At 65.2% G+C, this 22,880-nt stretch carries 21 protein-coding genes; 9 read left to right on the top strand and 12 right to left on the bottom strand.

Annotation, left to right across the window (positions count from 1 at the left end):
* Positions 1–4: 4 nt before the first annotated feature.
* Together AC1PLA_RS18265 and AC1PLA_RS18260 are read right to left on the bottom strand one after the other, a co-directional pair.
* Positions 5–754, bottom strand: a complete 750-nt coding sequence (locus AC1PLA_RS18265) for a DUF3348 domain-containing protein (RefSeq protein ID WP_167705971.1) — start codon at positions 752–754, stop codon at positions 5–7.
* Between the two features lie 282 nt (positions 755–1,036).
* Complete coding sequence (locus AC1PLA_RS18260; protein WP_481105076.1) at positions 1,037–2,236, bottom strand: MFS transporter; 1,200 nt, start codon at positions 2,234–2,236, stop codon at positions 1,037–1,039.
* Positions 2,237–2,339: 103 nt separating this feature from the next.
* Between AC1PLA_RS18260 and AC1PLA_RS18255 the strand changes: the two genes are divergently transcribed.
* Positions 2,340–3,251 carry a LysR family transcriptional regulator gene (locus AC1PLA_RS18255; protein WP_481105075.1) on the top strand — a complete coding sequence of 304 codons (912 nt, stop codon included), beginning with the start codon at positions 2,340–2,342 and terminating at the stop codon, positions 3,249–3,251.
* A 266-nt stretch (positions 3,252–3,517) separates the two neighbouring features.
* Positions 3,518–3,730: a hypothetical protein gene (locus AC1PLA_RS18250; protein WP_016900938.1), complete on the top strand. Its 213-nt coding sequence runs from the start codon at positions 3,518–3,520 to the stop codon at positions 3,728–3,730.
* Between the two features lie 171 nt (positions 3,731–3,901).
* Here AC1PLA_RS18250 and AC1PLA_RS18245 read toward each other — a convergent pair whose 3' ends face one another.
* Positions 3,902–4,168, bottom strand: a complete 267-nt coding sequence (locus AC1PLA_RS18245) for a hypothetical protein (protein WP_039518701.1) — start codon at positions 4,166–4,168, stop codon at positions 3,902–3,904.
* Positions 4,169–4,178: 10 nt separating this feature from the next.
* Positions 4,179–4,511, bottom strand: coding sequence for a YkgJ family cysteine cluster protein (locus tag AC1PLA_RS18240; protein WP_481105074.1), 333 nt, complete (start codon positions 4,509–4,511; stop codon positions 4,179–4,181).
* A gap of 349 nt (positions 4,512–4,860) precedes the next feature.
* On the opposite strand from AC1PLA_RS18240, the gene AC1PLA_RS18235 reads away from it, so the two are divergent.
* Positions 4,861–5,028, top strand: a complete 168-nt coding sequence (locus tag AC1PLA_RS18235) for a hypothetical protein (protein WP_164737064.1) — start codon at positions 4,861–4,863, stop codon at positions 5,026–5,028.
* Positions 5,029–5,103: 75 nt separating this feature from the next.
* Here AC1PLA_RS18235 and AC1PLA_RS18230 read toward each other — a convergent pair whose 3' ends face one another.
* Positions 5,104–6,267 carry a zinc-dependent alcohol dehydrogenase gene (locus AC1PLA_RS18230; protein WP_024938479.1) on the bottom strand — a complete coding sequence of 388 codons (1,164 nt, stop codon included), beginning with the start codon at positions 6,265–6,267 and terminating at the stop codon, positions 5,104–5,106.
* 262 nt (positions 6,268–6,529) lie between these two features.
* Here AC1PLA_RS18230 and AC1PLA_RS18225 point away from each other — a divergent pair, with 262 nt between their 5' ends.
* On the top strand, positions 6,530–7,174 hold the full coding sequence (locus tag AC1PLA_RS18225) for a DUF4142 domain-containing protein (protein ID WP_024938478.1): 645 nt from the start codon (positions 6,530–6,532) through the stop codon (positions 7,172–7,174).
* Positions 7,175–7,340: 166 nt separating this feature from the next.
* Here AC1PLA_RS18225 and AC1PLA_RS18220 read toward each other — a convergent pair whose 3' ends face one another.
* The 6 genes from AC1PLA_RS18220 to AC1PLA_RS18195 form a co-directional block, all read right to left on the bottom strand.
* Positions 7,341–9,119 (bottom strand): ABC transporter ATP-binding protein, encoded by a 1,779-nt coding sequence (locus tag AC1PLA_RS18220; protein ID WP_039518703.1) that lies wholly within the window; start codon positions 9,117–9,119, stop codon positions 7,341–7,343.
* The gene (locus tag AC1PLA_RS18215; RefSeq protein ID WP_104570762.1) at positions 9,116–10,267 is read right to left on the bottom strand and encodes a beta-glucosidase; all 1,152 of its coding nucleotides are present in this window, start codon (positions 10,265–10,267) and stop codon (positions 9,116–9,118) included. The genes AC1PLA_RS18220 and AC1PLA_RS18215 overlap by 4 nt, the downstream gene beginning before the upstream one ends.
* Positions 10,268–10,398: 131 nt before the next feature.
* A complete protein-coding gene (gene glf, locus AC1PLA_RS18210) occupies positions 10,399–11,586 on the bottom strand; it encodes a UDP-galactopyranose mutase (protein ID WP_481106230.1) in 1,188 nt (395 codons plus the stop codon).
* Positions 11,583–12,767, bottom strand: a complete 1,185-nt coding sequence (locus AC1PLA_RS18205; protein WP_481105073.1) for a glycosyltransferase family 1 protein — start codon at positions 12,765–12,767, stop codon at positions 11,583–11,585. Before AC1PLA_RS18205 ends, glf begins: the two co-directional genes overlap by 4 nt.
* A gap of 36 nt (positions 12,768–12,803) precedes the next feature.
* Positions 12,804–13,973 carry a UDP-glucose 4-epimerase GalE gene (galE, locus tag AC1PLA_RS18200; protein WP_026064005.1) on the bottom strand — a complete coding sequence of 390 codons (1,170 nt, stop codon included), beginning with the start codon at positions 13,971–13,973 and terminating at the stop codon, positions 12,804–12,806.
* A 429-nt stretch (positions 13,974–14,402) separates the two neighbouring features.
* A complete protein-coding gene (locus tag AC1PLA_RS18195) occupies positions 14,403–15,269 on the bottom strand; it encodes a glucose 1-dehydrogenase (protein WP_102253341.1) in 867 nt (288 codons plus the stop codon).
* A gap of 214 nt (positions 15,270–15,483) precedes the next feature.
* Between AC1PLA_RS18195 and AC1PLA_RS18190 the strand changes: the two genes are divergently transcribed.
* From AC1PLA_RS18190 to AC1PLA_RS18180, 3 genes are all read left to right on the top strand, one after another.
* Positions 15,484–15,669 carry a hypothetical protein gene (locus tag AC1PLA_RS18190; protein WP_016900925.1) on the top strand — a complete coding sequence of 62 codons (186 nt, stop codon included), beginning with the start codon at positions 15,484–15,486 and terminating at the stop codon, positions 15,667–15,669.
* 562 nt (positions 15,670–16,231) lie between these two features.
* Positions 16,232–17,512 carry a sigma-54-dependent transcriptional regulator gene (locus tag AC1PLA_RS18185; protein ID WP_016900924.1) on the top strand — a complete coding sequence of 427 codons (1,281 nt, stop codon included), beginning with the start codon at positions 16,232–16,234 and terminating at the stop codon, positions 17,510–17,512.
* A complete protein-coding gene (locus tag AC1PLA_RS18180) occupies positions 17,512–17,739 on the top strand; it encodes a hypothetical protein (protein WP_039525141.1) in 228 nt (75 codons plus the stop codon). The genes AC1PLA_RS18185 and AC1PLA_RS18180 overlap by 1 nt, the downstream gene beginning before the upstream one ends.
* Here the strand turns inward: AC1PLA_RS18180 and AC1PLA_RS18175 are convergent.
* Positions 17,733–18,116 carry a response regulator gene (locus AC1PLA_RS18175; RefSeq protein WP_039518715.1) on the bottom strand — a complete coding sequence of 128 codons (384 nt, stop codon included), beginning with the start codon at positions 18,114–18,116 and terminating at the stop codon, positions 17,733–17,735. The genes AC1PLA_RS18180 and AC1PLA_RS18175 overlap by 7 nt on opposite strands.
* A 207-nt stretch (positions 18,117–18,323) precedes the next feature.
* On the opposite strand from AC1PLA_RS18175, the gene AC1PLA_RS18170 reads away from it, so the two are divergent.
* A complete protein-coding gene (locus tag AC1PLA_RS18170; protein WP_481105072.1) occupies positions 18,324–21,878 on the top strand; it encodes a CheR family methyltransferase in 3,555 nt (1,184 codons plus the stop codon).
* Between the two features lie 264 nt (positions 21,879–22,142).
* Positions 22,143–22,715: a hypothetical protein gene (locus AC1PLA_RS18165; RefSeq protein WP_016900920.1), complete on the top strand. Its 573-nt coding sequence runs from the start codon at positions 22,143–22,145 to the stop codon at positions 22,713–22,715.
* The last annotated feature ends 165 nt before the right edge of the window (positions 22,716–22,880 follow it).

Here is a 22,880-nt window from a genome sequence, read left to right as displayed (position 1 = left end):
CCAGTTAGCGGGTACGAAGCGCTGCGAGCAGGCCTTCGATCGGGTGAAAACGGACATCCAGTTCGGCGAGCAACACGCTCTGCATGTCTTTGCGAAACACATCCAGCCAGCCATCGGAGAGCGCGCGTGGCGCGGCCTCGCCGTCGGGTGCCGGGTTCTGCGCCTGCGCGGCATCGCGCAGGCGCTCGAAATGCGCGCCGAGCAGGTTCGGCACATGATTCAGCAGGGTCTGCTCGCGCGGGCTCAAGGTCAGCTCCATCACCGCATCCACCTCGGCCAGCCGCGCCATCGGCGCCGATTCCAGCGCCAGCATGTCGCGCAGGCGGCCACGCAGATCGCCGGTGGCGGTGCGCATCGCGCGTTGCATTGCCAGGTAGTGCTGGCGGAACGGGGCATAGTCGAGCGCGGGCGGCGCTGCCGCTGCGTCGATGTCGGTAGCGGCGGCGCTGCGCGCATCACGACGCGCGCGCGCGAGCACGGCATCCAGCTCGACCACGCTGCTGGTCGCCAGCCCGGTGCGCACGCGGGCGCAGGCCTCGGTATCGAGTCGGCGCGTGTCGGGCAGCGCGTCGATCTCCGGCAGCTTGCCATCCAGCGCCTTGGACACGGCGACCGCGCGCGTCCAGTCGATCCATTGGCTGAGCCGGTCGGCGAGCGCATGGTTGGACTGGGCCACGTGGGCATCGGTGAGGCGAGCAAGCAGGCGAATGAACGCCGGGCCCGACAGGGGCGCCCGTGGAGAAGCTTTCGCCATTGTTCCGGTCAAAGACCGCGCATTTTACACGGGAAGCTGCGCGGTTCGGCGCTTTGCACGGCAGCTGCGGGCTTGGCCGCGCAGGCCGGCCCTGGCGGCATTCAGCCGGCCTGGTGTGGGGGCATGCGTGCGATTGCAGCGTGCAGCGCTGCGATCCAGCGGGCGCAGCGCCCACGGATCGAGTCCATCTGTAGCGGTATCTGGCCTGCGCGTTCCGTGATCATGCACAGCGAGCGCGACCAACGCTGCGGGCCGGATGTGCCTGGCCCGCAACGCGATAACTCAGCCTCGGGCGCGATGTACCAACGGAATCAGCACCACGCCCAGCAGCGCCACCGCAGCGGCCACATAGCCGATGCTGCCCAGCCCCCAGGCCGGAATCACCAGCCCGCCGATGATGGCGCCGATGCCGATGCCGGCATTGGCCGCCGACACATTGGTGGTGCCGGCCAGCGCCTGCGAGTGGGTCACCGAGTTCATCACCCGCACCTGGCTGATCGGAAACAGCGCGGTGTAGGCAATGCCCCAGACCGCCAGGGTCAGATAGAGCAGCACGCCGGTCTTGGCCACCGGCACGCACAAGGCCATGCCCAGCGCGAGCAGCACCAGGAACACCGCCGTGGCACGCAACGGCGAGCGATCCACCACCCGCCCGCCCAGCCAGTTGCCGATCAGGCCGATCGCGCCGAAGCCCATCAGCCACCAGCCCACATTCGCCGCCGGCACGCCCACGCTGCGTTCCAGCAGGTCGGCCAGATAGGTGTAGGCGGTGAACATGGCGGTGAAGACCACCACCGACAGGATCACATTGGCCAGGAAGAAGCGCTCGCCGAAGATGCCTGCCTGCTGACGCAGATTCACCCGTTCGCTGCGGGCCACGGTCGGCATCCAGAGCGCCAGCGCCGCGGCCATCGCCAGCGACAGGGCGGCCAGGATCCAGAACGCGCCACGCCAGCCGATGCTGTTGGCGGCCACCGTGCCCAGCGGAATGCCGAACAGCAGCGCCGCCGAAATGCCCAGATACACCCGCGACACCGCACGCCCGGCGTGCTGCGGCCCGGCCAGTTGCCCGGCGGTTTCGCTGGCGGTTCCCCAGAACACCGGCAGCGCCAGCGCCGGCACGAAGCGGGCAAAGGCCAGCACCCAGATATTGGGCGCCAGCGCGGCCACCGCGTTGGAGACCGCAAACACCAGCAGGATCATGACAAACAGGCGCTTGCGATCCAGATGCGACAGCCAGGCGGTCAGCGGCGGGCCGAACAGCATCACCGTGAAGGCGAACAAGGTCACCAGCTGGCCGGCCGCTGAGATGGAAATTTCCATGTCGCGTGCAAGGCCGGGCAGCAGCCCGACGATCAGGTACTCGGTGGTGACGATCACGAACGCGGCAAACGCCAGGATGAAGATCGCTAGGCCGCTGCGTGCAGCGGCCGGCGCCGCAGTGGCGGAAACGGGGGAGGAGGTGGAGCCGACAGCAGACATGGCATGCGCCGCAGTGTGGGCTGGTCATCATGGGAAAGAATTAAGATCGTATATCGGGAGTATTTTCCGTACATTGCGGACTTAAGTTCTTGAATAAGCGCCCATGCATCCGTCCGAACGCGTCAAAGGCATCGATATCTTCGTCAGCGCCGCCGATGCCGGCAGCTTCACCGCCGCCGCCGAGCGGCTCAGCCTGACCAGCTCGGCAGTGGGCAAGGCCATTGCACGCCTGGAGATGCGCCTGGGCGTGCGTCTGTTCGCACGCACCACCCGGCGGCTGGCGCTGACCGACGCCGGCGCGGCGTTCTACCGGGTCTGCGTCAAGGTCCTCGACGAGCTGGAGGAGGCCGAGCACGTGCTACGTGCCGAAGGCCAGGCGCCCACCGGCCGGTTGCGGCTGGACCTGCCGGTGAGCTTCGGCCGGCACAAGGTGTTGCCGGTGTTGCTGCCGTTCTTCCAGCGTTATCCCGGCCTGCAGCCGGTCATTTCGTTCACCGATCGCTTCGTCGACATGGCCGAAGAAGGCATCGACATCGCGGTGCGCATCGGCGGGCCGGATCAGTGGCACAGCAGCCTGGGGCACCGCTATCTGGGCCATGAAAAACGCGTGTTCTGCGCCGCGCCGCAGTACCTGGCGCAGCGCGGCACGCCCGACAGCATCGCCGCCTTGCTGGCGCACGATGCGGTGCTCTACGGCAAGGCCGATGGCAGCAGTAGCCCGTGGTTGCTGCGGCATGGCGCAGGGCCGGTGGAACAGCGTGCGATGGACGCGCGGGTGGTGTTCGGCAATGCCGAGGCGCAGGTGGATGCGGTGGTGGCCGGGCTGGGTATCGCACAGCTGCCGACCTGGCTGATCGATCAGCACCTGCAGCGCGGCAGCCTGGTCGCGGTACTGCCGCAGTGCGATACCGAAGGCCTGCCGCTGCATCTGGTGTGGATGCGCGCGCGCCAGCTGCTGCCCAAGCTGAGCCGGTTGTTGGAATGCCTACAGCAGGGCTTGCAGGATGCGGCGTGAGTGCGGTGCCTGGCGTGGTGTCGTGCATGATCGCGGCAGCGGTTGCGCATGGTGCACATCGACGCGCCGCGATGCAGCGCCAGGTTCGGGTCAGCGCACACGCCAGCACACGCAGCAGCGGGCCCGATCAAGCGCAATCACGCCGGTCTGCGCCTGCTCTCTGACCAATTCAGCTCCAACCGCGCTGTCTCACGGCCGACCCTGTTTTGTAAGGTGAACGCGTGTAGTCTGCCGTCCGGGGACGATTCCCCAACGAGGTAACCGCAATGGATCGCTGCGACATGCAGGTGTCCGATCTCATGGTTCTGGAGTTACAAGGGTTCCACGCTGCCTATGGCAGTGGACCGGACTTCTGGGACGCGTATCAACGCATCATGACCCTTGCCGCGCAAGCCGGCGGCGATCTGATCACACTGGCCAACGAAATGGCTTCCCTGGCGCAGGGACTTGGCGCAACCAAGCACGCGCAACTGCTGTAACTCGCGACTGCCTGCCGGCGGCGCGGCTCTGCGTGCCGGGCGCAGGCCATTGTCGAAGAAGACGCTGCCCTGCAGCCGGCCGCGGTGTCTGCACGCGGCGCGGCATCGATCACCCAACTCCAACTCCAGCCGCGACAGCCACACCGCAGGTGTGCTGCCACTGCGACGCATTTACTCGGCGTCGGTTGTTGCGGTTGTCGCGGTCTCTGCTTCGGACGCGTCAGTTGCCTTGGCAGCAGGTTTCTTGACTGCCTTGGCAGGGGCGGCCTCGGGCTCGCCACGCTTCTTGTCGCGACGCAGCGGGGTATCGCCCAGACGCTCGATCGCGCCGCCGGATTGCTGGAACGCCTCCAGATCGGCGGCCAGCCGTTGCTCGGACAAACGCGGCTTGCCTGGCTGATTGCTCACGGTCATCGACTGACGGCGGGAGTTGTTCATGGCGAAATCCTCATGCGTTGTACAGCGTCAAGGGAATGCCCCGCCGGCGTTGGTCGTCGTAGGTGGCACGCACGTCGCGGCAATACGGCCCGGACATGACGAAACGCCGGCAGATTGCCGGCCGCGTCTCGTAGATCGAACAACACATGCGCGCCGCATCGATGGCCACGCACCAGCCTTCCTCGTCACGCGCCATCACGTGCCAACCTTGCGGTGTCACGCTGGTCAAGTGGTTGGGGATGCGGTCGGATGGATCGACCATGACGGTGAGCCGGCAACAGACGGCGTCGCAACGTTCGCAGAGATTCTTGATGGAGGAGGCCAGATAGAGTGAAGGCGACACCGGAGTCCGGCCGCCCTTGCACCATACACCCTGGGCGCGCCGGGGTGTGAACCGGTCCCCGCCGTGGCGGCAGCAGGCTGTTTTCTCGCGGCGCAAACCGCGATGATCGCGTTGCCGGCAGTGTCCTGCGTTGCGTGTGTGCCTGTGGATGCAAGCAGCGGCATGCTGCGCGCTCAATCGTGCTGTGGTCCGCCTGCGTACGATTGCGACGTTGCGGCAAGGTGCCGATGCATCCGACGTTCGCCTAAACGGTTGCCTTTGTCGCGCCGATGCGAAGACCTCTTTCACCTGTGCCGTCGGCAGACCACCGTAGCGTTGGGTGGTCCGCATCAACGCGACAGGAGATCCTATGAATACTGCCCATCAACACGCAACCGCGCCCGATCTGGCCGGCGATCAAGACGACCAACGCAGCGAGAAGGAAAAGCAGGACGCCTTGCAGGACGATGCGCTGGAAGAAACCTTTCCGGCCAGCGATCCGGTGTCGCCGTTCGTGCCGGCCAAACCGCTGGACTGACCCGGCCACACGAGCCAGCAACGCAAACGGCGCGGTCATCGACCGCGCCGTTTGCGTTTGCAGCGTTGCTGGCTGTTACGGCGTCAACACCACCTTGCGGCAATCGTCCTGCTTCTTGTCGAACAGCTCATAGCCACGCGCCGCATCGGCCAGCGGCATGCGATGGGAGATGATCGCGCTGGGCTTGAGGTCGCCATTGCCAATGCATTCCAGCAAGTGCGGCATGTGCTTCTGCACATGGGTCTGGCCCATCTTGAAGCTCAATCCCTTGTCGAAGGCATCGCCGAACATGAAGGCATGGATGAAGCCGGCATACACGCCCGGCACGCTGACCACACCGCAACGGCGCGTTGCCGCAATGCATTGGCGGATGGCAACACCGCTGCTGCCTTCCAGCTTCAAGTTGGTCAGTGCGGTTTCAATCGCGCTGCCTTCGGCCTCGAAGCCCACCGCTTCGATGCTGGCATCCACACCGCGGCCATCGGTTTGCGACACGATGACATCGGCCGGGTCGTCGACCTCGTCGAAGTTGATCGGAATGATGCCGTAGGCCTTGGACGCGAAGTCCAGCCGGTAGGCATGCCGGTCGACCATGAAGATGCGCTCGGCGCCCAGCATGCGGCAGCATGCCGCTGCCATCAGGCCCACCGGGCCGGCACCGAAGATTGCCACCGTCGAGCCCTGCTTGACCCCGGCATCGATGACGGCCTGATAGCCGGTCGGCAGGATGTCGGACAGGAACAGCACCTGCTCGTCATGCAATGCATCGGGCACCACCAACGGCCCGACATTGGCCTTGGGCACGCGCACGTATTCGGCCTGCCCGCCGGACAAACCACCATACAGATGACTGAAGCCGAACAGCGCCGCCGGCGGCCGCATGTCCTTGTGGTTGAGCGCCGCGCCCTTGCCGGTATTGGTGGTCTCGCAGGCGGAAAACTCCTGCAGCATGCAGTGGAAGCAACGCCCGCAGGCCACCACGAAGGGGATCACCACGCGGTCGCCGCGTTTGACGGCGGTGACGTCGGGGCCCACGTCTTCGACAATGCCCATGAACTCATGGCCAAGAATATCGCCATGCCGCAGATCCGGGATCTTGCCGCGGTACAGATGCAGATCCGAACCGCAGATGGCGGTGGCGGTCACGCGCAGGATGAGATCGTCGCGTTCGACCAGGACCGGGTCCGGCACGGTTTCGACCCGGACATCGCGTGAGCCGTGGTAGTTGAGGGCGAGCATGGGGGTTCTCCGGATAGGCCGTCGGTGTGCGGCAACACAGCCAGTGTCGGCAGCGCGCCGTTAAGTCCGTCAGCACGGCACGTGCGCACGGTGTGGACGCGTTCGATTGGCGACGCGGCGTTGATGCGCGTGTCACGTCTGGATAACCCGCGCGCTCGCACTCTCGAAGGCCACGCTGAATCGTTCGCAGCTCATGCGTGCAGCGACCATGCGACCCCGACAATCAACGATCGTGCCTTGCGCGATCAACCAGGAGACAACGATGGGAATTTTCAAGATGGTGACCGCCGGTGCAGTGGGCTACGTGGCTTACAAGGCATGGCAGCGTCGTCAGAACGAGTCTGGTGAAGCGGCCAGCCCGAAGAACAACGATCGCGACATTCAACCGCAGACGCTGAGCGCGCCGGCCAATGCGGGGAGCACGCCGCCGCATGGCGACCCGTTGCGTGATGCCGCTGCAATCTCCGGCGATCGCAAGCAGGCGCTTGGTGCGCTGGTGGTGTTCAACGAGCAGGAGCGCACGCTGGCGCAGCTGGCAGTCGTCAAGGGACTCGGTGGCGAGACCTTGCAGTTTGCACGCAAGATGGACGAGGCCCACAGTGCGGCACTGACCGATCTCAGCCGGTTTGCACCGGATCGCAGCGGCACGCTGGCGCAGGCCGCAACCACCCGCGCTGACGGCACCCGCAAGCGTCTGGAAGGCTTGAACGGCAAGGAGTTCGAAACGCAGTACCTGCAGGCCAGCGTGACCAGCCACGAGCAGGCGTTGACGTTGCTGGATGCGCAGTTGGCCAGCGAGCCGGGTTCGAGCGATCTGGGCAAGGAACTGCAGCGTGCACGCGAGACCATCGCCCAGCATCTGGAGCATGCCAAGTCCCTGCGCGCCAAGTCGAGCCAGGCGCACTGATCAGGCAGAGATGTTGATCGGGCACCGCGTGATGCGCGGTGCGATACAGGCAACAGGCAGCTTCGGCTGCCTGTTGTCGTTATGGGCATGGGTGGCACGCGTCGATCAGGTTCGCAACACGCAACATGCTTAGCGAGTGCTGGGCGATCTCATCTCCAAGCAGTCGTCATTGCTGATCAGGCATAGCCTGCTCGAATCCCGCCGCCTGGCGCTGCCACAGGCCATCGAACACGCCCCCATGGCCACGTAGCTGTGCCGGGTTGCCGTCCTCGACCACGCGGCCTTCCTGCAACACCACGATACGATCGAAGCCGATCACCGTGGACAGACGATGCGCCACCGCCAGCACCGTGCGGTCGCGCATCAGGTGATCCAGCGCGGCCTGGATTTCCGCTTCCGACTCGGTGTCCAGTGACGAGGTGGCTTCGTCCAGGATCAGGATCGGTGCGTCCTTCAGAAACGCGCGGGCGATGCCCAGACGCTGGCGCTGACCACCCGAGAGCATGACCCCGCGTTCGCCGACCTGGGTGTCGTAGCCCTGCGGCAGCTGCCGGATGAATCCATCGCAGAATGCGTGCCGCGCAGCATCCTGCACCTCCGCGTCGCTGGCCTCCGGGCGGCCGTAGCGGATGTTGTCGGCAATGCTGCGATTGAACAGCGCGGTTTCCTGCGGGACCACCGCAATCTTTTCGCGCAGGCTGTCCTGGCTGACGCTGCGGATGTCCTGGCCATCGATCAACACGCGTCCGGATTGCACATCGTCCAGGCGCTGGATCAAGGCGATCAAGGTGGACTTGCCGGCACCGGAGGGCCCGACGATGCCGACCTTCTGGCCGGCAGGGATATGCAGGTTCAATCCATCCAGCACCGCCGCCCGATCCGGATAGGCAAAGCGCACCTCTTCGAACCGCACATCGCCCTGGGCCAGGGCCAGCGGTGCGTCCGCATCGACGATGGCATGCGGTTGCAGGATGATCTGCAGCGTGTCGGCGATGGCGCCCAGCTGCTGGGTGGTATCCACCAGCGTCAGCGCCAGGTCGCGCGAGCCGTGCAGGATGCGGAAGGTCAGCGCGCTGACCAGCACCACGTCGCCCGCGCTCACCGTGCCGGCGCGCCACATGCTGATCGCCCAGATCAACATGCCGCCCGCCATCACCGACAGGCAGATGTCGTGGATCACGCGGGCCTTTTCCACGTACATCCAGCTGCGGCGATGGGCGACCGCCTCGTAGCCGATCTGCTCGGCCAGCCGCGCGCTTTCGCGGTCGCGTGCGGCAAATGCCTTGATCGTCCACACATTGGACACTGCATCCACCAGCTCGCCGCCCACGCGTGCGGCCTGCGCGGCAAAGCGCTGGTGCTTGGCGCGGCCGCGGATGCCGAAGCTGGTGATGATGGCCGCCACCACCGCGATAAAGCCGATCAAGGTGGCGGCCATGCGCCAGTCCACGGTGAGCAGCAGCACGATGGCGCCGATGAAGTCCACAATCGGCGGCACGATCTTCCAGGCCAGCCCGCCATAGATCTGCCCGGCCGCGCTGCCCAGCGCGGTGATGCGATTACCCAGGGCGCCGGCAAAATGCTCGCTGAAATAGCGCATCGGGTGGCCGGTGAGGTGGCGGAACAGATCCACGCGGATATCCACCACGCTGGCCACCACGGTGCGACAGCCCAGCCAGCCGCCCAGCCGCCACAGCAGGTTTTCGATGGCAATCAGGCCGATGAACAAGCCCAGCGGCAACCAGACATTGGCTTCGCTCCGCTGGTCGGTGGCCATCGCATCGACCAGCACCTTCATGCCGTATTGCACCGAGACCGCGCAGCCGGCAGCGCCGATGATCAGCAGCAGCAACCCGGCAAAGTGCCAGGGCCGCTGGCGAATGTAATGCCATAGAAAGCGCGCGGGAGTGTCCGGCAACAGGGCGGGCTGCGCGACGGTGTTCACGTATCGATGTCGGCCAGCGCACGCTGCGGTGCAGGCAGGCCAAAGCGTTCGTGTTCGCGGCGCAACTGCTCGGCCAGCCCGTCATGCAATGGGCGCTGGCCGTGTTCGTCGGCGTAGCCGAACACGCCGGTGGGGCAATGGCGGTAGTTGTCCCAGCCCGGATAGTCCAGCACCGGATACAGGCAGATCCCTTCCATCGGCACGCCTTGCTGCATGGCCAGTGCCACTTCGCTGCCGACGTGCGCAAGCCAGCCGGCGCGTTTGTCACCTTCCGCACCGGTTTCGGAGATGATCAGCGGGCGCTGATAGCGCCGCCAGAACTCATCCATGATCGCCGACAGCGGGCGGTGGTCCGCGGACGTGCGCGGAATCGGCGTACCGCCCAGATACCACTGGTTGTCGGCGTAGTAGTTGAGGCCGACGATGTCCAGATACTGCGGCGCGCCGCCCAGGCCGGGCCACTGCTTGCCGCAGATCATGTCCCAGGCTTCGAACTGCGCCACCCGCAGGCGCTCGGCTTCGCGACGCGGGCCGGGGCGGTCGTTGGAGGCGATCACATGGATGGCGGGGTCCACCTGCACGAAGCGCGCGCGCGGCTCCACCTGGCGCACCGCATCGATCGCGGCGATGGTGGCGCGTACCAGCTGATGCTTGAGCTCGAAGCCGCGCCCGCGTGCCAGCGGATGCATGCGCGCGTGATCGCCGCCGTTCCAGGCCCAGAACGAGATCTCGTTGAGCGGCGCATAGAACGGCACCGCATCGGTTTCGTTCTTGACGCATTGCGCCGCCGCGGCGGCAAACCGTGCGAAGCGATCGACGAACTGCGGGCTCCAGATATCCACATCGTCCGGCCAGCCGTAATGGCACAGGTCCCAGATCACCTGGGTGCCGGCGGCATTGGCGGCATGCAGCATCGGCAGGAAGCTGGACCAGTCGTAATGTCCGGGCCGCTGCTCGATCAGGTGCCAGCGCAAGCCGTCGCGCGCCGTGCGCATGCCATGTGCGGCGACGGCGCGGTAGTCGTTTGCCGCCCAGCGGTCGTGCCTGGTGCCGGCGATCAGATCCAGCCGGCGGCCATCGCGACGGCGATGGGTCGAACACTCGAACCCCGCCATGAAGAAACTGTCGAACACTGTGGGGCTATGCATCTGGGGTCCTGCTGCATCTCCGCCGCAGTCTGGCAGCGGAGCAATGGAAAGTGGCTGACACGACACGCCGGCTCGGTGAGCCGCTTCATGCATCACCCGCAACCAGACGTCTGCAGGGTGACATCCGGTGCTCAGGCGATCAGTTCGGCGCGGCGTTGGTGCTCGGCCTCTTCGATACGCTTGAACAAGGCCAGCGCCTGGCCGACGACCTGATCCATGTTGTAGTACTTGTAGGTGCCCAGCCGCCCCAGGAAGGTGACATTGGGCGTTTCGGCCGCCAGCCGCTCGTAGCGCCGGTACAACTCGGCGTTTTCCGCGCGCGGGATCGGATAATACGGATCGCCCTCGGCCGAAGGGTACTCGTGGGTGAGGCTGGTTTTGGGATGCTGCTGACCGGTCAGGTGCTTGTACTCGGTGATGCGCGTGTAGGCGACATCTTCGGCCGGGTAGTTGACCGTGGCCACCGACTGGAAGTGTTCCTGATCCACGGTGCTGTGTTCGAACCTGAGCGAGCGATACGGCAGCTTGCCGTAGCAATAGTCGAAGTATTCGTCCACCGGGCCGCTGTAGACCAGCTGGTCGTAGTCCAGTTCGTCGCGGATCTCACGGTAGTCGGTGTTGAGCATCACCTTGATGTTGGGGTGATCGAGCATGCGTTCGAACATGCGCGTATAGCCATGCAGCGGCATCTGCTGGAAGGTGTCGGTGAAGTAGCGGTCGTCGTCGTTGGTGCGGGTGGGCACGCGCGAGGTCACCGACTTGTCCAGCTGCGACGGATCCAGACCCCATTGCTTGCGCGTATAGCCCTGGAAAAAGGTTTCGTACAGTTCGCGGCCCACCTGGTTGATCACCACATCCTCGCTGGTCTGGATGTCGGCCACCGGCTCAGCGCGGCTGGCCAGGAACGCGGCAGCCTCCTCTTCGGTGGTGAGCTGCAGGCCATACAGCCGGTTCAAGGTGGTCATGTTGATCGGGATCGGCACCTGCTGCTCGCCTGCTTGCGCGAGCACGCGGTGCTCATAGGGCCGCCACTGGGTGAAGTTGGACAGGTAATCCACGATGCGCTGCGCATTGGTGTGGAAGATGTGCGGGCCATAGCGATGGATCAGCACCCCGGCGTCGTCATGAAAGTCGTAGGCATTGCCGCCGATATGCGGGCGGCGGTCGACCACCATCACGCGCTTGCCCAGGCCTGCCGCCAGGCGCTCGGCCAGCACGCTGCCGGCAAAGCCTGCGCCGATGATCAGGTAGTCGAATCCGCGCCGGGTGCCGCCAAGGGTGCGCGTGCTCGCCAGCGGGACGGTGCCCGACGGTGTCATTGCTTCCACGTGAGTTTCTCCTTCATCAAGTCATAGGTGTGGTCCCAGGACATATCGCCCAGCACCTGGTCGGCGGTTTCCAGCAGCTGCTCGCGATCGGCGCCGTCGCGCAGCGCGGCCTCGCAGGCGGCAACAAAGGCCGCGACGGTGTCGGCAATGCGCACCACGCCGGTGTCGCCATAGGTGCGCACCACATCGTGGATGGGTGTGGACACCACCGGGCAGCCGCCGGCCAGGTATTCGGGGGTCTTGGTCGGGCTGATGAAACGGGTGGAGGCGTTCATCGCGAACGGCATCAGCGCCACCTCCCAGCCGGACAGGTAGCCGGGCAGCTCGTCGTAGGTCTTGCCGCCGAGGTAATGGATGTTGGCGGCCTGCGGCAGCTCGGACGCGGCGATCTTGACCACCGGCCCGATCATCACGAACTGCCACTGTGGCCGCTGCTCGGCGATGTCGCGCAGCAAGGCCACGTCGAAGCGCTCGTCGATGACGCCATAGAAGCCGAGACGCGGATGCGGGATATCGGCTTGATCGGCTGGCTCCTGCTGTGGCTGGCGTGCGGCGGCGAAATGCGCCACATCCACGCTGCTGGGGAAGGCATGCGTGTTGGAGTGCAGCGCACGCTTGGCTTCCCAGATGCTGTAGCCACCGGTGAACACCACGTCGGCGCGTTGCAACAGCTCGCGCTCGCGCTGCACCAACTCGGGCGGTGCACCGCGAAATGCCGACAGCTCGTCCATGCAGTCGTAGACGATCGCACGCGGATGCAGATGCGCGCTGAAGCTCTGGCTCATCGGCGTGTAGTACCACAACAGCAGGTCGCGTACGCCGAGCTCGGCCAGGTAACCGTCCAGCAATTGGCGCTGCACTTGAACCGCGGCGTCGCCGGTACAGCCGGCCGGCAGGCGCGGCACCAGCACATGCAGGCCGCCTTCTTCGCCACGCACCTGCAGCCAGGGCTCGGATTCATCGCAGGCGATCGGCTCTTCCCAGAACAGCACATTGAAGTCGCCGGCAAAGCGCGCCATCAGATGTTGCGGGCGCTGGTAGACGAAACTCCAGCGCAGATGCGACAGGCACAGCAGGGTGGTCCGGGACGGATCGAACTGCGGCGTGCTGTCGGACGAAACGGCTCGGCGGGTCTTGCCGATGTCGTAATGGAACTGACCAGCCCAACTCATGGAATGACCTCACTAGAAGAAAGGAATGCGCGCCGATCAGGCGCGCGACAGACGGTCCGTCAGCAGCAGCGGGCGCGCCGGCTCGCTGCGACGACGGCCATCGGCCGCCGGCAACAGGCGGCGTACCGGTGCCACTGCGTCGCGGGCAAGCTCGGTTTCCGGCACCGGAGCCGGCGTGCGCGGCCGGCTCAGGCGCGAGGTGGCGTAGCCATCCGGGTGCATGGACTGCCAGCGCCAGGTATCGCGGCACATGCGGTCCAGGTCGTGTTCGGCCTTCCAGCCGAGCAGGCGATGGGCGAGCGTGGCGTTGGCGTAATACACCGCCACATCGCCACCGCGACGCGGTGCAATGCTGAGCGGAATGCGCCGGCCACTGGCCCGCTCGAACGCGGCGGCCACTTCGCGCACGCTGTAGCCGCGGCCGGTGCCGAGGTTCACCACCAGGCCGGTGCGCTCGCGCTGCAGGTAGTCGATGGCATCCACATGCGCGCGTGCCAGATCCATCACATGCAGGTAGTCGCGCACGCCAGTGCCATCGGCAGTGGGGTAGTCGTCGCCAAAGACCTGCAACGCATCGCGGCGACCGACCGCCACCTGCGCGATATACGGCATCAGATTGTTCGGCACGCCACGCGGGTCTTCGCCCAGATACCCGCTGGGATGTGCACCGACCGGGTTGAAGTAACGCAGCAGCGCCGCATTGAACTCCGGCCAGGCCGCGCTGAGGTCGGCGATCATCTCTTCCATCATCAGCTTGGTGCGCCCGTACGGGTTGATCGCCTTCAGCGGCGCGTCTTCGCGGATCGGGCTGGTGTTGGCATCGCCATAGACGGTGGCCGAGGAGCTGAACACCAGCCTGGTCACCTTGGCGGTGCGCATCGCACGCAACAGCGCCAGCGTGCCGGTCACGTTGTTGTTGAAGTACAGCAACGGCTCGCGCACCGATTCGCCCACCGCCTTGAGCGCGGCAAAATGCAGCACCGCGTCGATCTTCTTCGCAGTCAGCAGCTCAGCCAGCTCGGGCGCGCGCACATCCATGCGATGGAAGTCCGGGCGGAAACCCATCAAGTGCTGCAGATGGTCGAGTACGCGCTCGGAAGAGTTGCTCAAATTATCGACAATGCACACTTCATGGCCACGTCGCGCCAACTCGACGCAGGTATGTGAGCCGATATAGCCGGTGCCGCCAGTGACCAAAATTCTCATGGATGTCTGCCTTGTGGAGGGCGCTGACGCGCCGGCCTATCAATGGCGCGGATGCACCACCTCGCACGTTTCATGCGTGTTGCGTGATGTCATCGCGCCGGCAGGACATTGCGCTTGCGCCACGCAGGGGGTGGCAGGCAGCTCTGGGCGAGAAGAAAGGAGTTGTGCATCACGGTCCAACGCCACCTACGGTAGGAGGCGGGCCGTGAGAGCAGGCACAGTGGTGGGTGCGTGCCACGCGAGTATGGCCTTGACCGGAACCTCACCGTGACTGTGGGTGTGTGCGCGCGCGACATGTTGCGTGCGCAGTACAGTGCAAGAGACGAGGTCGCATCAGGCAGCTGCAAGCGCACGCTGCAGCAAACGAAAAAGCCCGCCTCGCTAAGCAAGCGAGGCGGGCTTTACAAGCAGGTGCAAGGTTGGATGGGGTTACAGCGTGACCGCGCCACCGGCAATGGTGAGCAACGTGCCCGAGGTGTAGCTGGCGGTATCGGCTGCCAGCATCACGTACGCAGATGCCAGCTCCACCGGTTGCCCGGGGCGACCCATCGGCGTCTGGCCGCCGAAGTTTTCCACCGACTCCTCATCCATGCCGGCGGGAATAAACGGTGTCCAGATCGGACCAGGCAGCACCGCATTGACGCGGATGTGCTTGTCGGCCAGCACGCCGGCCAGGCCAATCGTCAGGTTGGCCAGCGCACCCTTGGTTGCGGCATACGGCAGGATGTTCGGCGTCGGCTTCTTGGACTGCACCGAGGCGGTATTGATGATGGAGCCGCCGTCCTTCATCAGCGGTACCGACAACTGCACCAGGTGGAACACGGCATGCACATTGGTGTCGAAGGTCTTGCGCCATTCCTCCAGCGTGATGTCTTCGAAGTTCTCAAAATACTTCTGATAGCCGGCGTTGTTGACCAGGATATCCAGGCCGCCGAACGTGCTGTTGACCTGTTCGATCAACGCAGCCGCCTGGGCGGGGTCGCTGATATCGCAGCCCACCAGCAAGGCCTTGACGCCGGCTTTTTCGATCAATGCGCCGATTTTGGCGGCGTCTTCCTGCTCGTCAGGAAGATAGGCGATCGCCACATCGGCACCTTCGCGTGCATACGCGATCGCCACGGCCGCACCGATGCCGCTGTCGCCGCCGGTGATCAATGCACGTTTGCCGATGAGCTGCCCATGACCGACATAACTGTCTTCGCCATGATCCGGGCGCGGGTCCATCTTCTCGGTACGCCCGGGAAAGTTCTGCTGCTGCGGCTTGAATGGCGGGCGCGGATAGTTGGGTACGGGCATTTCGGTCTCCTGGCGGTGTGACGCATCACAATGACCGGCAGTGTGCGTGCGCAAACGTAAACGCGCGGGCTAGGCAATGTCGGCGGCGTGTGTGTTGAAGATGCCGCCGCTTGCGCGCGGCGTTGGCTTCACGCCATCGCGCAGCTTTGTTCACTGCTGTGCAATGCATGCCGGCCTAGCGTGGGCTCAAGACTACAAACGCAGGAGAACGACGATGGGCAGTGAACCGAAAAAGCCATGGGGTCCGGATGACGATCAGCAAAAGCCGTTTACGCCGCAGGAGCAGCGCAATGAGGATGTCGAGTGGAAGGTGCACGACATGCCCGACGAAGACCGCGATGTGAACAAGGCCGACCCCGAACACGATTACGAACGACCAGACGGCTCTGAGAAGCGCTGAGTCGCGCTCAACGCTGCAGTTCCGGTGTTCGCGATGCAAGCGCACGCAACTCCGCCGTCGTATCACAGCGCCGGCCCTGGCAGCCCCATGCACATTTTTTCTACGGCCAGTGTGTAGGCTAGTGGCAACACAGCGCGCCCGGTGCCTTGCGGCCGCGCTTGCGCAAGGCCCCAAGCGGCAACGATCCACGTCGGCACGAGCCGACAGTCCAGCAGGCGCGTCATAGCGCAGGCCAAGCGAGCTGATCCGCCAGCTCGGTCCAGCGGGACCCGTGTTCGGGCTGCCCTCCATCTCCTGCAAACCTTGCGCTCCTTGGCGTTTCGACCAATTCGACGCGCCTACCGACCCCGACCATGACGCTTGGCACTGGCGTAATCCGGCATTGCCGTGCGTACTTCGGTCAAACTTTTACGGCGAGCTCGACTTGGGGGAGCGAGCACCCACGCGGCCGGACGGCCGTGACAACGATGTGCCATCTCGTGGTGACGTGCAGGCGTGTTTTTCGCGCCGCCGTCACAATTCTCAACTGAACATGTACTAGTCATTGCGGACAGAAGCGCCCATGGACCGTCTTTCCTGCGCCATCATCGACGACGACGTGGAGTTCTGCGATCAGGTGGTTGAGTTAGCCACCGATAGCGGCTTCCGTGCCAAGGGCATCCACACCCTTGGCGAAGCCAGCCGTTGGCTGGACAGCAACTTCCCCGACCTGTTGGTGGTGGACGTTGGCCTGCCCGACGGCAGCGGTTTCGATCTCATCGAACGGCTCGACCCGGATCACACGCCGCAGATCGTGGTGGTCTCGGGCGATTACGCCTACGAAACCCAGGGCCGCGCGCAGCAGTTCGGCGTCAGCGAGTTCCTCACCAAGCCGTTTGCGCCCGAACGGCTGGAACGCGTGCTCGGCGGCCTGCGCGAAGCGCAGCAGGGCAACCTGGGCATCATCGGCAACAGCGACAGCATCGTGCTGTTGCGCAAGGACATCGTGCGCGTGGCGCCGACCGATCTGAATGTGCTGGTAACCGGCGAGACCGGCACCGGCAAGGATCTGGTCGCGCGCGCGATTCATCGGGTCTCCGGCCGGCGTGGTCGCTTCGTGCCGGTCAACTGTGGTGCGATTCCCGAGGAACTGCTGGCCAGCCAGTTGTTCGGTCACGAGCGCGGCAGCTTCACCGGCGCCGATCGTCGGCACGCCGGATTCCTGGAACAGGCCGCCGATGGCACGCTGTTCCTGGATGAGATCGGCGAGATGCCGACCCGGCTGCAGGTCTACCTGCTGCGCGCGATCGAGTCGCGCAGCTTCATGCGCGTGGGTGGCAGCGAGGAGATCCCGCTGGACGCGCGCGTGGTCGCGGCAACGCACCAGCATGTGCAACGCGAGCACGGCGTGCTGCGCGAGGATCTGTTCTACCGGCTCAACGAGTACCCGATCCAGGTGCCGCCGCTGCGCGAGCGTCGCGGCGATGCGCGGCTGCTGGGCCTGCGCGTGATCGATGAGCTCAACGTCAAGTACGGCACCCGCAAGCTGCCGACCAAGTCGTTGCTGCGCTATCTGGCGTACCACACCTGGCCGGGCAACGTGCGCGAGCTGCGCTCGTTCATCCGCTATCTGTACCTGCGCGCGGACGGCGATCTGCTGAGCGCGCCGGACGTGGTGCAGACCGTGCCACAGGCCGACGAAGACGGCTTGCTGATTCCGGCGGGGTGGACCATGCGCCAGGCCGAAGACGCCATGATCGAGGCGGCATTGGCGCGCACGCGCTTCAACAAGAAGGCGGCGGCGCGCGAGTTGGGGATCAGCGTGCGCACCTTGCACAACCGGCTCAGCGACAAGGACGCGTAGTGGGCGATGCATCCCAGGGGCGGCGGCGCGAGCTGCTGCATCAGCTGCGCAATCGCCTCAATGTGATGGGCTTTGCGTTGTATGCGTTACGCAATGAGACTTCCAAGCCCATGGAGACCTTGCGCACTACCCATCAATCGGCGGTGGAGTTGCTCAATCAACTGGGCGAAGAAGAGCGCGCCCTGCGCCAGGACGATGGGGTGTCCAGCGACAGCGCTGATCAGTAATGCTCGGCAGGCTGGGTCTGGTTGCTGAGCAGGGCGGTGATGGTGCGCGGGTTGTACGGCTTCATGCAGTACGACAGGTGCGCAAACCGCGGCGGTAGCGTATAGCGGTCGTAGCCGGAGCAGAACGAAAACGGCACGCCGCGCTCCAGCAGTGCGTCGGCAACCGGAAACACCGGTTGACCACGCACATTGACGTCGAGCAATGCGCCATCGATGGTCTGCCCGGAGGTCACCAGCGACAGCGCCTCCGGCACATTGCCCACCGGTCCAAGCACATAGACGCCGGCCTCCACCAACAGATCGTTGAGCGATTCGGCCAGTAGATAGTCGTCCTCGACCACGAGGATGCGGCGGCCGTTGAGTGGATTGTCCAGCATGGCGAACTCCTAAAGCGGTGGCGCTGTCTGGCGACGCGCAAGCCATAGTGCGCGTCGCGTCGGTTAACGCCGCGCGTAAGCAGGCGCTTCCAGTACCGGTCTGTGCAAGGCAGCTGTATCGCTCAGACGTCGCGTAGCAGTAGAGGCAGGTTTGCGCCATCATTGACGATTGCGCCCACACCCGGCGCGATTGATGCGATGGCTGCAATGACTGACGACGACACTTCCTGCGACGACACCGCAGCGCCTCCTGCGCACGAGGCCGTGGCGCCACCGCCGTTATTCATTCTCGGTGTCGGTGCCGATGGTCTGGATGCCACCCGCCTGGCCGAACTGCTCGACGCGGTCACCGGCGCGCCCAATCTGGTCATCATGCTGTTGCTGCGCGATCGTCATCTGCTGGACGAGCCGCGCCTGCGCGAGTTGCTCGGCCCGCAATCCAGCCTGCTGCTGGCGCCCGAGGATGGCGATGCGCTGCATCCCGGGCGCATTTACCTGCCGCCCAGCCAGACCCTGGTGACCCTGGAAGAAGGCCGGCTGCGGCTGCGCTCCCTGGAGGAGGCCAGCGATCACGGTTTGATCGACAGTTTCTTCGTCTCGATGGCGCACGACCAGGACGGCAACGTGATCGGCCTGATCATGGGCCGCTTCGACGGCGACGGCACCCTGGGCACGGCCGCGATCAAGGAATGCGGCGGTCTGGCGCTGGCGGTGGACGACCCGTCCTTGCACGGCATGGATCTGCGCAGTGCCGGCAACCCGGCCGCCATCAGCGACGACATCCTGCCGCTGCCGCGCGTGGCCGCACGCATCGCCGCGCATATGCAACGCCACCATCGCTTCGGTCATCCGGCACCGGTGGGCGTGCGTAACGGCAGCGAGAACGATCAGCTCAGCCAGGTCGCCAGCATCCTGCGCAATGCCACCGGCCATGATTTCCACGGGTACAAGCGCGCCACCTTCCTGCGCCGCGTGCAGCGACGCATGCAGGTGGTGCAGGTGGACACGCTGGAGCAGTATCTGGAGCAGCTGCGCAGCCGCTTCGACGAACCGCTGCTGCTGTTCAACGATCTGCTGATCGGCGTGACCCAATTCTTCCGCGACCGCCGCGAGTTCGAGTTTCTGGAGCAGCAGGTGATTCCGCGCCTGTTCCAGGGCAAGCAGCCGGGCGATCACCTGCGGGTGTGGGTGCTGGGTTGCTCCACCGGCGAAGAGGCCTATTCGTTGGCGATGCTGTTGCGCGAGCACGCACAGACGCTGGACGTGGCGCCACGCATCCAGATCTTCGCCAGCGATATCGACGGGCGGGCGTTGGCCATCGCACGGGTGGGCCGTTATTCGTCCAGCATCGTCGCCGACGTGGGGCCGGAGCGCCTGCAGCGCTGGTTCGTCAAGGAGGGCGATACCTATGTGGTGAGCAAGCAGCTGCGCGAGCTGTGCGTGTTCTCGCAGCACAGCATCGTCAAGGATCCGCCGTTCTCGCGGCTGGATCTGGTGTCGTGCCGCAATCTGCTGATCTACCTGGACGCCGAGCTGCAGAACCGGGTGATCCCGGTGTTTCACTTCGCCCTCAAGCCGGGCGGCTATCTGTTCCTGGGCAATGCCGAAAACGTCTCGCGGCATGCCAAGTTGTTCGCACCGGTGGAGCGCAGCTTCCGCGTGTTCCAGAAGATCGATGCCGACAGCCGCATGCATGCGACCTTCCCGTCGTCTTCGCTCGGACTGGACGGCCATGCACCGGCGGCCAACCGCCAGCAACGCAGTGTCAGCAATGCACTGGTGCGCGCCGGCGAGCGCATCGCCGATCGCTATGCCCCGGCCTATGCGGTGCTGGACGAGCATTTCGACGTGCTGCATTTCTCCTCGCAGGCCGGGCGTTTCATCCGTCCCGGCGGCGGCGCGCCCAGCCTCAACCTGCTCAACCTGGTTCACCGCGACCTGCGGCTGGAGTTGCGCAGCGCGCTCAGCCGTGCCGAAGCGGACATGACGCCGGTGCAGGCCAGGGGCATCCAGATGCACGAGGACGCGGCGACCCTGGCGGTGGACCTGTTCGTGGAGCCGACCTCCGATTCGGACGTGCCGCGCGGCTATGTGGTGTTGTTCCAGGAAGTGGAAGCGCGTGAACTGGCCGAGCTGGCGCCGCCGAAAGATACCGTGTCCGACAACGCACACGTGCAGGCGCTGGAGAACGAGCTGCGCATGACCCGCGAGCGGCTGCAGTCGATGATCGAGGAGCTGGAGAGCACCAACGAGGAGATCAAGTCCTCCAACGAGGAATACCAGTCGCTCAACGAAGAATTGCAGAGCGCCAACGAGGAGCTGGAAACCTCCAAGGAAGAGCTGCAGTCGGTCAACGAGGAGGTCACCACGGTCAACGGCGAGCTGGCTCACCGCGTGCAGGAACTTGCGCATGCCAACAGCGATCTGAAGAACCTGCTGGAAAGCACCCAGATCGCCACCGTGTTCCTGGACAACGAGCTGCGCGTCACCAACTTCACTCCCGCGGTCACCGACATCCTGCCGCTGGTGGAAAGCGACATCCACCGGCCGATCAGCAACATCAAGCTGCACGTGGCCTACGACGAGCTGCAGGACGACGTGCGCCGGGTGATCCGCACGCTGGCGGTGCTGGACCGCGAGGTGGAGAACCCCGCCACCCGTGCGCGCTACATGGTGCGCGTGCTGCCGTACCGCACCGTCAACAACTTCATCGGCGGTGCAGTGTTGACCTTCATGGACGTCACCCCGCTGACGCGCGCCGAGCGCGCGTTGCGCAGCAGCGAGCAGCGCCTGCGCACCTTGATGGAAGGCATTCCGCAACTGGTGTGGCGCTCGCTCGATGGCGGCCGCTGGACCTGGTCCAGCCCGCAGTGGTCCAGCTACACCGGCCAGCGCGATGGCGAGAGCCTGGAGCTGGGCTGGCTGCAGGCGGTGCACCCGGACGAGCGCGAGCTGACCTTGAATGCCTGGCACGACAGTGCGCGTACCGGCGGGCTGGATGTGGAACACCGCCTGTTCAACGCAGCTGAAGACGGCTACCGCTGGTTCCATACGCGCAGCGCGCCGGTGCTGGACGAACGCGGCCAGGTACTGGAATGGCTGGGAACCTCGACCGAATCGGACAATCTGCGCCGCCTGCAGGACGAGCAGCGCGTGCTGGTCAGCGAATTGCAGCACCGCACCCGCAACCTGATCACCGTGGTGCAGTCGGTCGCCAAGCAGACCGTCCAGACCAGCCACAGCATGCCGGAATTCGCCGGCAGGTTCGACGACAGGCTCTCTGCGTTGTCGCGTGTGCAAGGGCTGTTGTCGCAGTCGGACAACGAGCCCACCACCATCGGCGCACTGCTGCGGATGGAGCTGGATGCACTTGGTGCCGAGCCCGACCAACAGCGCATCGTGGTGGAAGGCCCGGATGTGGCGCTGCGCAAGTCCACGGTGCAGACGCTGGCGCTGGCGCTGCACGAACTGGCAACCAATGCGCTCAAGTACGGGGCGCTGGCGGTGGAGACCGGCACGCTGTCGGTGCGCTGGGACGTGGTGTCCACCAACGACGCTTCCGCACGCCTGGTGCTGTCGTGGATCGAAGAAGGCGCCAGCCAGCAGCGACGCGACGACCGCGACCAGGCCGGCGGATTCGGCCGCCGTCTGATCGAAAAGGCGCTGCCGTACAGCCATGGCGCACAGACGCGTTACGAGCTCAGCGATACACGCCTGGAATGCGAGATCCAGTTGCCGTTGACCTCGCTGCACGATCGGTAGACACCTGCGCGCGCACGTGCAGTCCGTGCGCACTCTGGCGGGCGCGGCCATGCCGATGTGCGAAATGCTGCGCATTCCGACGCGCCCCTCACGGAAAATCCTGCGCGTGCGTGCAGATGTTGCGACGGATTCGCACCTCGCGACGGTGCCGATGCCACGGCCGTCATGCAAGACCATTGCAGTGCATCGTTGCGCGGCGTCCCAAAAACTTGGCGCGTATTGTGCGTAGCTCCTGCTGTCATCAAGATGCACAGTGGAGTAAACATGATTACGCGCATTCTTCAGTTGTCGGGCCGCGTTGCGAGCAATGCCTGGGTCGAGATCGGTGTCGGTGCCGATGCCGACATTCTGGTTGCCGACCGTGGCGGCAAGCGCGAGGAGCGTGCAACCTTCGGTCGACGTGCTCCAGGACAGCAGCGCTCGATCAATACCCAGGAGCCGGAGTGGCTGGGGCGCGTCGACCTCGCCATCTGGGAAACCCAGCGCTGCCTGATCCCGCTGTGTGGCTTTGTCTGCGCCGCATCGGCTGATGGCGCCACGTCGGCGACCTGGTTGAGTCAGGACGGTGGCGCGCTGTACGCCGCGGGCCTGCGCAATGTCATGGATATCGGTGGCCGCCTGCAGATGGGGTTCTCGTTGCTGGTCGCTTCCTCGACCAGCCTACCGACACAACGCCCGTTATGCGTCGAAGGCGATGCCACGCAATGGCTGCAGGTCAGTGGCGAGGAGGCCATGCGTCATCTGCTGCCATGGCGGTTGGAACGCTGCACCACCGCAGCAGGCGTGCGTCCGGAGTGGGCCAGCGAAGCGCATGCCCAGCAGGCCGCGCCGGTGTGAAAGGCGCGGGCACGCAGTGATACCAGGAGGCCCGTCGGGCCTCTTTTCTTTTCAGTCGTTCGGTAACACCTTGCGTATTCGTCGGCGTCTTGTATCGAGCCACCCGTGTTGCACGGGCGTCGCAGACCACACTTCGACGTTGCCGCGATAGCTAACGCAAGACGA

The organism is Xanthomonas sp. NCPPB 1826 (assembly GCF_056725285.1).
Note: the sequence above shows the minus strand (reverse complement) of the source record. Positions and strands in the feature narration are given on the sequence as shown.

What these genes read in the sequence shown, in the direction of transcription:
- AC1PLA_RS18225 (WP_024938478.1), top strand. Translation starts at nt 6,530, where the DNA reads ATGGGAATTTTCAAGATGGTGACCGCCGGTGCAGTGGGCTACGTGGCT.
- AC1PLA_RS18230 (WP_024938479.1), bottom strand. Translation starts at nt 6,267, where the DNA reads ATGCTCGCCCTCAACTACCACGGCTCACGCGATGTCCGGGTCGAAACC.
- AC1PLA_RS18195 (WP_102253341.1), bottom strand. Translation starts at nt 15,269, where the DNA reads ATGCCCGTACCCAACTATCCGCGCCCGCCATTCAAGCCGCAGCAGCAG.
- galE (WP_026064005.1), bottom strand. Translation starts at nt 13,973, where the DNA reads ATGAGAATTTTGGTCACTGGCGGCACCGGCTATATCGGCTCACATACC.
- AC1PLA_RS18235 (WP_164737064.1), top strand. Translation starts at nt 4,861, where the DNA reads ATGAATACTGCCCATCAACACGCAACCGCGCCCGATCTGGCCGGCGAT.
- AC1PLA_RS18170 (WP_481105072.1), top strand. Translation starts at nt 18,324, where the DNA reads ATGACTGACGACGACACTTCCTGCGACGACACCGCAGCGCCTCCTGCG.
- AC1PLA_RS18265 (WP_167705971.1), bottom strand. Translation starts at nt 754, where the DNA reads ATGGCGAAAGCTTCTCCACGGGCGCCCCTGTCGGGCCCGGCGTTCATT.
- AC1PLA_RS18250 (WP_016900938.1), top strand. Translation starts at nt 3,518, where the DNA reads ATGGATCGCTGCGACATGCAGGTGTCCGATCTCATGGTTCTGGAGTTA.
- AC1PLA_RS18260 (WP_481105076.1), bottom strand. Translation starts at nt 2,236, where the DNA reads ATGTCTGCTGTCGGCTCCACCTCCTCCCCCGTTTCCGCCACTGCGGCG.
- AC1PLA_RS18245 (WP_039518701.1), bottom strand. Translation starts at nt 4,168, where the DNA reads ATGAACAACTCCCGCCGTCAGTCGATGACCGTGAGCAATCAGCCAGGC.
- glf (WP_481106230.1), bottom strand. Translation starts at nt 11,586, where the DNA reads ATGACACCGTCGGGCACCGTCCCGCTGGCGAGCACGCGCACCCTTGGC.
- AC1PLA_RS18215 (WP_104570762.1), bottom strand. Translation starts at nt 10,267, where the DNA reads ATGCATAGCCCCACAGTGTTCGACAGTTTCTTCATGGCGGGGTTCGAG.
- AC1PLA_RS18165 (WP_016900920.1), top strand. Translation starts at nt 22,143, where the DNA reads ATGATTACGCGCATTCTTCAGTTGTCGGGCCGCGTTGCGAGCAATGCC.
- AC1PLA_RS18190 (WP_016900925.1), top strand. Translation starts at nt 15,484, where the DNA reads ATGGGCAGTGAACCGAAAAAGCCATGGGGTCCGGATGACGATCAGCAA.
- AC1PLA_RS18175 (WP_039518715.1), bottom strand. Translation starts at nt 18,116, where the DNA reads ATGCTGGACAATCCACTCAACGGCCGCCGCATCCTCGTGGTCGAGGAC.
- AC1PLA_RS18255 (WP_481105075.1), top strand. Translation starts at nt 2,340, where the DNA reads ATGCATCCGTCCGAACGCGTCAAAGGCATCGATATCTTCGTCAGCGCC.
- AC1PLA_RS18185 (WP_016900924.1), top strand. Translation starts at nt 16,232, where the DNA reads ATGGACCGTCTTTCCTGCGCCATCATCGACGACGACGTGGAGTTCTGC.
- AC1PLA_RS18205 (WP_481105073.1), bottom strand. Translation starts at nt 12,767, where the DNA reads ATGAGTTGGGCTGGTCAGTTCCATTACGACATCGGCAAGACCCGCCGA.